The organism is Granulicella sp. L46, assembly GCF_009765785.1.
In the GTDB taxonomy this organism is placed as follows: domain Bacteria; phylum Acidobacteriota; class Terriglobia; order Terriglobales; family Acidobacteriaceae; genus Granulicella.
The window spans coordinates 286,855-295,053 of the sequence record NZ_LMUT01000018.1 but is presented as its reverse complement, the minus strand read 5'-3'; the positions used below and the strand labels follow the sequence as shown (position 1 = coordinate 295,053).

General features: G+C 56.1%; 7 protein-coding genes. 4 read left to right on the top strand and 3 right to left on the bottom strand.

The annotated features are described in order from the left end of the window. On the bottom strand, positions 1-392 hold a 392-nt coding region (locus GSQ80_RS20015; RefSeq protein WP_305794650.1), incomplete at its 3' end, for a glycerophosphodiester phosphodiesterase family protein. A 674-nt stretch (positions 393-1,066) separates the two neighbouring features. On the opposite strand from GSQ80_RS20015, the gene GSQ80_RS20010 reads away from it, so the two are divergent. The 3 genes from GSQ80_RS20010 to GSQ80_RS20000 all read left to right on the top strand — a co-directional run bounded on the left by GSQ80_RS20010 (position 1,067) and on the right by GSQ80_RS20000 (position 3,716). Then, a complete protein-coding gene (locus GSQ80_RS20010; RefSeq protein ID WP_158789409.1) occupies positions 1,067-1,492 on the top strand; it encodes a hypothetical protein in 426 nt (141 codons plus the stop codon). A 312-nt stretch (positions 1,493-1,804) separates the two neighbouring features. Next, complete coding sequence (locus GSQ80_RS20005) at positions 1,805-3,085, top strand: energy transducer TonB (RefSeq protein ID WP_158789408.1); 1,281 nt, start codon at positions 1,805-1,807, stop codon at positions 3,083-3,085. A gap of 340 nt (positions 3,086-3,425) precedes the next feature. Further along, positions 3,426-3,716, top strand: a complete 291-nt coding sequence (locus GSQ80_RS20000; protein WP_158789407.1) for a hypothetical protein — start codon at positions 3,426-3,428, stop codon at positions 3,714-3,716. A 63-nt stretch (positions 3,717-3,779) separates the two neighbouring features. Here GSQ80_RS20000 and GSQ80_RS19995 read toward each other — a convergent pair whose 3' ends face one another. Then, positions 3,780-4,940, bottom strand: a complete 1,161-nt coding sequence (locus tag GSQ80_RS19995) for an IS30 family transposase (protein WP_158789406.1) — start codon at positions 4,938-4,940, stop codon at positions 3,780-3,782. Between the two features lie 519 nt (positions 4,941-5,459). Between GSQ80_RS19995 and GSQ80_RS19990 the strand changes: the two genes are divergently transcribed. After that, positions 5,460-6,797, top strand: a complete 1,338-nt coding sequence (locus GSQ80_RS19990; RefSeq protein WP_158789405.1) for an alginate export family protein — start codon at positions 5,460-5,462, stop codon at positions 6,795-6,797. Positions 6,798-6,861: 64 nt separating this feature from the next. Here the strand turns inward: GSQ80_RS19990 and GSQ80_RS19985 are convergent, their stop codons facing one another. Next, on the bottom strand, positions 6,862-8,181 hold the full coding sequence (locus GSQ80_RS19985) for a cupin domain-containing protein (protein WP_254059805.1): 1,320 nt from the start codon (positions 8,179-8,181) through the stop codon (positions 6,862-6,864). Between the last annotated feature and the right edge of the window lie 18 nt (positions 8,182-8,199).

Here is an 8,199-nt window from a genome sequence, read left to right as displayed (position 1 = left end):
CCGTAGCCCACGTCGAGAGATTTCAGGAAAGCAAGGGCCAGATGATCCGTTTCACCGTGACCGTTTGTCCGACAGTCGACATTCCAGTCGTGAAACACCACAAAGCGGCCGTCTGAAGTAAGGTGAACATCCAGGTCGACGACGTCCGCGCCATCGCGAAAGGCTTCTTCGATCGCAGGTATCGTGTCTTCGATGAAGGTGTTTTGGGGAGGGTAGATCGTGGATGCGGTGCATGTGTCGTCCGTTACACCCTCGTGCGTGTAGTTCTGGTGTACGCCACGGTGCGCAAGGAGCGTGGGCTGCCCTGACTCCCTGACAGAACCAGAACGATTGTTCATGTAAACGGCAAGAATACCGAGTGCTATCGTCCCGATAATCCACTTTTTCTTCACTTCGTTTCCGTCCCAGATGAAGTGTTACCAGCGTAAGACATGACGCTGGGCGTGTACAGCGTGCAGATAGAAGACTGAGATCAAGGTTCTATCTAAAGTGAGAGCATGATTCGGAGAACCCAACGTCTTGAAAAGTCGCATTTTGGCCAAGTTCACTAACTCCGGCCACCGACGGAACGAACTTGGCGATAATCCCATTTTGAGGACTCTTGCTGCACGGCATCAATGCTTTTGAGGCGACATCGACGCGAGCCTGTGGCGCATGCGACTACAAATACCGTAGGCGTTATGTGGAAGGACCGTGAGCATGGCGGCAGAGTATTCTCAAACTCGGTCGCGCCAGCAAGGACGTCGACGTATACAATTTCATGCGACGCTTCAATCGCTTTGTCCGAGTGCCTATCCAGCGGCGAGGCTGCCGCGAAGGTGTCCGAGAGGTTTCAGGAATGTCGAGAAATAAAGTACTGAGTGGTCTTGGGCTTCTTTTAACGGTGACTTTCAGCTTGTGCAACGCCCAAGCGCCTGTCGCCAAATCTAGCGTCATCATTACAACCAACAATGTGACCATGCCCAACAGCGGAGTGGGTAGCATTTCGTTCACGTTGACCTCAGTCAATGGATTCGCAGGGGAGGTGGGTGTTAGCTGTACGCCACCGAATCCGCCAGCCGGAGTGATGGAACCTAATTGTCCAGGTGGCGGACCTCCTCTTCCGCCCATTCCGATCACTGCCGATGCGACGGCGACAGGGAGCATAAACATCAGCTCACAGGCACCTCTGCCCGCAGTGGGTACCACCTACGCTGCCGGTAGACACGTGGTGCAATGGGCGTTTGCAGCGGCATTTATGCTGGGTCTCGGACTTCGCAGAAAGAAAGAGAACGGGTACACGCGGTTACTTCTGGCGGTTGGTCTGCTGATTGGACTGATGGGAACCACTGCCTGTGGCAGCAAAGTCGAGACTTTGACGCCTGGTGTTTATAGCTATACGCTCACGGCCGTTCCGTACGGCCAGATCAATCCGGCTTTCACCACAAGCGCAACAGCGAGCGTTACTGTGCCCCCAGGGGTCGACGTCATTTTTGGCACAACCAGGTATTAGTGAGAGCTTGAACCAAACACTAACGCATCGCAATGTTGCTTTACGCACCTCTGTTACCGATGCCTGACTTGCGGGCCATGCTCCTGTAAAGTCGGGTTTTTGACTAAGTTCGCCAATGCCCTCCGGCCGAATGAACTTGGTGGAAACACCGTTTCCCGGGCAGTAGCTCCATGCGAATCGCACTTATTGATCTCAGGTTCATTCTGTGTGAGTGAGAGAGAGAGAGGCATTCACGTATGCTTTATTGGTTCTCGATCTAACGTAACCAGCGGCAGGATGGGCGTAGTCGAGTTCGGGAAGGTACGGTGCAAGATGAGGCCTACAAAAGAATGGACGCTGTTGCTAGTCTGGATGGCGTCAGCGGGGGGCTGGGCGCAGTCACGGCAGGTGGTGTGCGACCGAGGATCCGGGCACTTCGATTCGACGCTGGCAGGCGTTACGGTGCACGTTGGCTCGGTCAAGAGTAGGGGATTCGGGACACGGGCCTGTGAAGCTGTGTTGCGCTGGGGCACCGGTGGAGCTGTAGTGGTGCCGACAGCAGAGCAGGTGGATATTGATGTGATTGGAGCCGACCTGGGGATGGGAGAACCGGTCATCGCCTTCGTAGTGCGACCGGCTCAAGACAACTGGCGACAGTACTACGAAGTCTGGTCGATGGGAAGGAAGCCGCGGAAGCTATTGACGTTGACGGGCGCAGATATGTATCGGGCGGCTGATGCGGAGTTCAACGGGCAGGTAGCTATCTGGACGACGGATGCCTCAGGGGTGGAGGATTTCGACGGCCTAAAGCATTCAGACTTCACGTCTCCTCCGATGATGGCATTGAGGCTGGAGCGTGGTGGGCTTTTGGATGTAAGCGCATGGTATCGCTCGAAGTACGACCGTCAGATTGCCGCGCTACGCCATGGCCTGACGGCGCAAGAACTTGAGGAGTTTCAGAGCAGTGATGGCCGACTGATCGACGGCATGGCGCCAGCGGAGGTGGAAGCTCGGCTGCGTAGGACGAAGACGATGGTGTTGGAAATCGTATGGGCGTACCTGTACAGCGGGAGGCCGGAGCGGGCATGGGCACAGTTAGAGGCAGCATGGCCGAGTGGCGACGTCGCGCGAGCAAAAGCCGCCATCTTGGAAGCACGTTCGCGAGGAATCGAGGCACAGGTGGAGAAGGTTGCTTCTGCCACGCAGCCGTCGAAATGGAATGAGGAACCGCCGGTCTATGAGTTCCTGAAAGCGGATCCCACGCAGCAGAACGGCGGCCAGATGGTCTACGGCGCTCTGGGTGTGAGCGGGCCAGGCCCGGTTTTCGTTAGGGATCAGGAGCCGACCGGGCTTTATGCGGCCGATAAGGAACCGAAGGCGATTTCGCTTTGGAGACCGCCGCCTCCGGTCGGGGAACAGGCTTTCCAGCAGGCGGAAGACACTCTTCTGCTCACGATCGACCAGGCGGGGAAGGTGCAGTCAGCGAAGATGATGGCACCGCGGAGCGATGCCGAGCTGCTGCGGGCGGCACTGGACTGGAAGTTTATTCCGGCCTACTCGGACGGGAAACCGGTGGCTTACCGTCTGAAAATGGACGTGCAGCTGATTCGATAATGCGCTCGGCGCATTCCATACTTCGCGAGGATCGACGAAGCATAGAAACAATCCCTACCTAACATCCACTCGCATATACTGCAGCTGGTCGTAACTTCCGGCGACTCATAGCGAACTTAGATGAAACACCGTTTTGCCGGAGGTTGATCAATGCGTGCCAGAACAAGCCGAATTCTATGCGCCATATCCGACGGCTAAGTTACCTATTTCCAGCGTCACTCGTGCTCCATAGTGTTGGAGTGGGAAGAGTTGGTCGCGATTCTGCAGGAGCCTGTAGCGAAATAATGGCAGTCTCAAAGAAGCGGATAGAGTAGAAGAAGTGGCTGCTAGGATGGGTCTCATGTCAGAGTTACCCCAGACGGCACGAGAGGTCAAAACGATAATTGTCAAAGCCGAACGCTCTCGCAAATACGTGTGGACGGCTGGCCGTGTACTTATCGAGGGTGGTTGCGCGCAACTTTGGAAGGATGCGGATGCCCGCGACAAGAAAGAAATGCTGAAGCGCATCACGGCCCTTCTTGAAAATCTTGCTTCCGAAGGCATTTTGGCACGCCGTCCCTTATTACAAGGCATTGGCTATGGCCAGGAAAAAGGATTTGACTTTATTTCCACGATCCAAAGTTCAAGTTGAGGCACCTCCCGCAAAGTTGAGTTTTAAGCAACTACGGCCAAGTTTCCCAAAACCCGGGCGGTCTCAACGGGTCGATGCAACACTGGCATGGAGTTTACTCGCAGGAGTATCGAAGTCCAAAGTTTTCCGAGGGCGTTGGTTGAGTTGCCGAGCCACCTTGTCGAGGTCGGCCTGGGAGTAACCGGACAAGTCGGTTTTCTTCGGGAAGTACTGTCGCAGCAGACCGTTGGTGTTTTCGTTGGAGCCGCGCTGCCACGGGCTCTGCGGATCGCAGAAGTAGACGTCGACCTTGGTGGCGACCGTGAAGTTCTTGTGACTGGCCAGCTCTAGTCCTCGATCCCAGGTCAACGAGCGCATCAACGATGCGGGGAGTTTACGAACCTGCCGGCTCAGCGCAGCGACCACGGTCGCCGTGTCCTTGCTTGGAACCTTAACCAGGATGACGAAACGCGAATGTCGTTCGACCAGGGTGGCGATGTGGGTGTTCTTGCTGCCTGCCAGCAGATCGCCCTCCCAGTGACCGGGGATGGCGCGGTCCTCAATCTCTGCGGGCCGCTCGCGGATAGAGATGGCATCGACGATCTGACCCTGGGAGTGCCCTGTTGCTCGAGCGTGTACCGAGCGACGGATGAATCGCTTCGACCGAAGATGCTGAATCAGCTCCTTTTTCAGCACTCCTCGAGCCTGGATGAATAAACTGCGGTAGAGGGTCTCGTGGGACACGCGCATGCTCTCGTTGCGGGGATGGCGTCGCTTCAGCCAACCGGAGATCTGTTGTGGCGACCAGTTCTGGATCAGTTTACCGGCCACGATCAGGCGCAGCTTCCTGTGCCTGGCAAGCTGGCAGGCCTTGGGTCGCAGAGCCAATATCCACGCCTGTTGATCGGCTTCACTGGCTCGATACGCTGGACGGCCGCCGTGACGTGCCACCTCTCGACTTACCGTCGACGCAGCTCGACCGAGCCCTCTGGCGATCTCACGAGTCGACGAACCGGAAGCTATCCCTCGTGAGATCTCTTCCCGCTCAGCCAACGTGAGGGTTCGCTGTGACCGGCGACGGACGGCCGGAGCGATCCCGCCGTGCTGCGCTAACAGAAACTGGATCGAGCCATGATCCTTGCCAAAGGCCCGTCCAATCTCATGCAACGACGCGCCCACCTTCCAACGCTGCCATATCTCGGCCTTCTGCTCCGCAGAAAGCCCATACCGTCTCCCTTGTCTCATCAACACCACCTCCAAATCAGATAGTGTTGCATCGACCCGTTGAGACCGCCCCGTTTTTCGGGAGCCATTGCGCCCACCGCGCCAACAAGGGGTGGGCTGCCGGCAATGAAGCCATTGACCATAGCTCTGTGCAGGTCCGCGCTCATACTTGCACTTGCTGATTTGATTCATGGACAGCACGACGGAGACATACGCAGGTACTACCTTCACACCGCGGAGTTTGTCGCCTTCCTTAGCTTTCTCAGCGTCTTGGGAGACCGATCGGGCAACGTGTGAGTCATCGTGAGTTATCCATTTCTCGACGCACAGCGGACTGTCGCCGGAGTACGAATGCTACAAACAAGGGCGTTGCGATTGTCGCCAAAGGGTGGGCCCTCTTTGCAGCGCACAGTTGTGAACAAACAACTTGTAGGGTGGCAACTTACGTCCAACCCGTAGCAGGCGTTGCCGCCTCTTTTCAGGAAGCTATTCATAAGATACTTGCGGTTCAGTCAAGTGCGTTGCTTTGCGAGGGCCCGATTGAGACGAATATGGATCCACCTACCGATTCTTTTTTTACTTCTTGTGGGGACTCCGGTTCTTTCGGCTCAACAGGAGCTCTACCCAAAGAAAGAAGGCATCCAGCAGCCCCTCCACTGGTCTGCGTTGCCCAACTGGATGACGCTCGACATGGAGCTTCGCGGTCGTACGGAAGAGCAAACCTCTCTCGGATATGTCAGTGGCAAAGACCGCCTGTATGAACTAACGCGTGTGTGGGGAGGCGTCAAGCTACATCCAGCCGATTGGTTCACCGGGTATCTGCAGTTCATGGATCTGCACGCCCTTGGGTTACCCGTCCGCGACGTTGCGTCGAACATGCGCGACACCTTCGATTTTCGTCAGGCTTACATCCAAACTGGCCCGAAATTTGTTCAATTCAAAGTCGGTCGCCAGGAGCTCAAGTATGGGGATGAGCGCGTGGTTGGTATTAGCGACTGGACAAACGTCAGCCGAACGTTTGACGCAGCTCTACTGAGGATCGGAAACGATAAGAACTACGTCGACCTCTTTACCAGTGCGGTCGTTGTCATTGCGCCGACGAGTCTGGATAAACACGGAGCCGGTCTCACCTTTCACGGTGCGGAAGGCAAATTCACCACTCTCATTCCGAAAACGACGTTTGGCCCTTTTGTCCTCGTGCACGCAACGAGAGGCGTAACCAGCAACCAAGGTTTAAAGGGTAATAAGATCGCCACAACCTTTGGCGCTTACTACGACACGAAATTGCCGCTCGGCTTTGACTCCTCAGGGACCGGGGATCTTCAGCGAGGGAGTTACAGTAACGATTCCATCCAAGCCGGCGCGGCAATATTTCGTGGAGGCTGGGCAATCTATAAAGCGCCTTGGCAGTTGCACCTCGGTGGCGAATACGACTACGCCACCGGCAACTTGCTGCGGAATCCTAACCAATACGGAACATATGACCAGCAGTATCCCAGCAATCACGATGCGTTCGGTCTGGTGGACCTCTTCGGCTTTCAGAACATCAAGCAAGATCGCCTAAACTTTTCCTTCGATCCGCGAAAGAATCTGTTGGCGGTGTTGCAGCTCGGTTCGCTCCACTTGGCCACCACAAACGACACGGTGTACTCAAGCGCGGGCACACCCATCTTCGCTGCGCCAAAGGGTGGCTTCACGAGCGACGATATCGGCACCGAGTTTGACGCATCGGCGAAATACATCTTCCATCAGTCATTTGTGACGAACATCGGTGTCGGCCACTTCTTTCCCGGAGCCGTTATGACGAGCGCTCATCATGGCGCACCTCTAACCATTGCTTATCTACAGTTCACCTACCGGTTCAAAGTCGACAAATAACGCCCACTAAGACGGCAGAAATATCCGAGCGCAGGGCCATCTACCCGAGACGGCCCTGCTGCCATCACTTTGGCAGAATCGGATTCTTCGTTTGCGGCGCACGCCGGATTACGGAGAGCGGAAGCTTCAAATGAGCTTGCGCCATCCTATCGGGCATACGGGCGATCCATTCGTTTACAGAGAAATCGGCGTAGTGTCCTGTCTTGAACATCTCCAGAAAGACCAAGTCTTCGTTTCCGGTGTTTTCGATATAGTGCCCCGCCATGGCGGGAACAAACCCAACGTCATTGGCGTTAAAGTCCATGGTTCGGGCCTTTCCCTCGGCTGTTACGATGGTCATGCGGCCCTTCCCTTTAATCCAGTACTGCCACTCGCTCACATTCGGATGCCAGTGCAGCTCACGAATCGCGCCCGGCTTCAGCGTCACTTGCGCGGCAGCAATATTGGTAGATACCGGAAAGTTCTTCGAATCGATAATCCGTACCTCTCCGCCCGTAGCTTTGACGGTGGGCGCCATGCTCGACATCTTGAAGGTGAATTGCGTCTGCGTTTCCCGATTCGACCCGAGGAATCGATTGTCCGCGTTCAGGTTATCGGGTAGATCGGCCGGGAAGATGTAAAGTTGGGTTGCAGGAAGCTGGTCCCATTCCTGGCGAGTCCACCCCATATTTTTCTCGATGATCTCCGGAGGCGTGTGCGCGAGCAGTTCGGAGATGAGAAAGGTGTCGTCCTCCGAGAACGCGCCTTGATCGAAGACCAGCAAAAACTCGCATCCCTCCCCTTCGAGGCCTTGGATCGAGTGAGGCATTCCGGCCGGGAAATACCACAGGTCGTTCACCCCAATGTCGTCGATGAACATCTTGCCGTCCGGCTGCATCACACTCACCCGGGCCTTACCCGCAAGCATGATCGCCCACTCATCGGCCAAGTGCCAATGCAGTTCGCGGAAGCTTCCTGCGGTCAGCCGCATATTTACGCCCGCGAGATCTTTGGAGGGAGGGAGTTCACGCTCCGTTACCTGATGCGTCCAACCGCCCCCTTCGAGGCGCTTGGGCGTCAAATCGAAGGAATACCAGACAGGACCAGGGTTCCCGGTGTCGGTGAACGGCGGCGTGTTGGCGCTATGATTCATCGCTAGAAGCGGGGCATTTTCCGGACCTGGATCGCTGGCGTTATCGCCTTGGCGGCCGCTTAGCGTTTGCTGACGACTCTGCGTCAAGGCCATAGGGCTTAGGATGGTGGCGCCGGCGAGAGCCGCCGCTCCGACAAAGCTACGACGTGAAATTGGCGAGAGGCCTTCAGGATCTGGCTGCTCTAACGTATCAGGCTCGGCCGCTCCCGCTGCTGACATTGATTTTGACGTTTTTGTTTTTTGATCCGGCATCGATATTCCCTCTTCAGG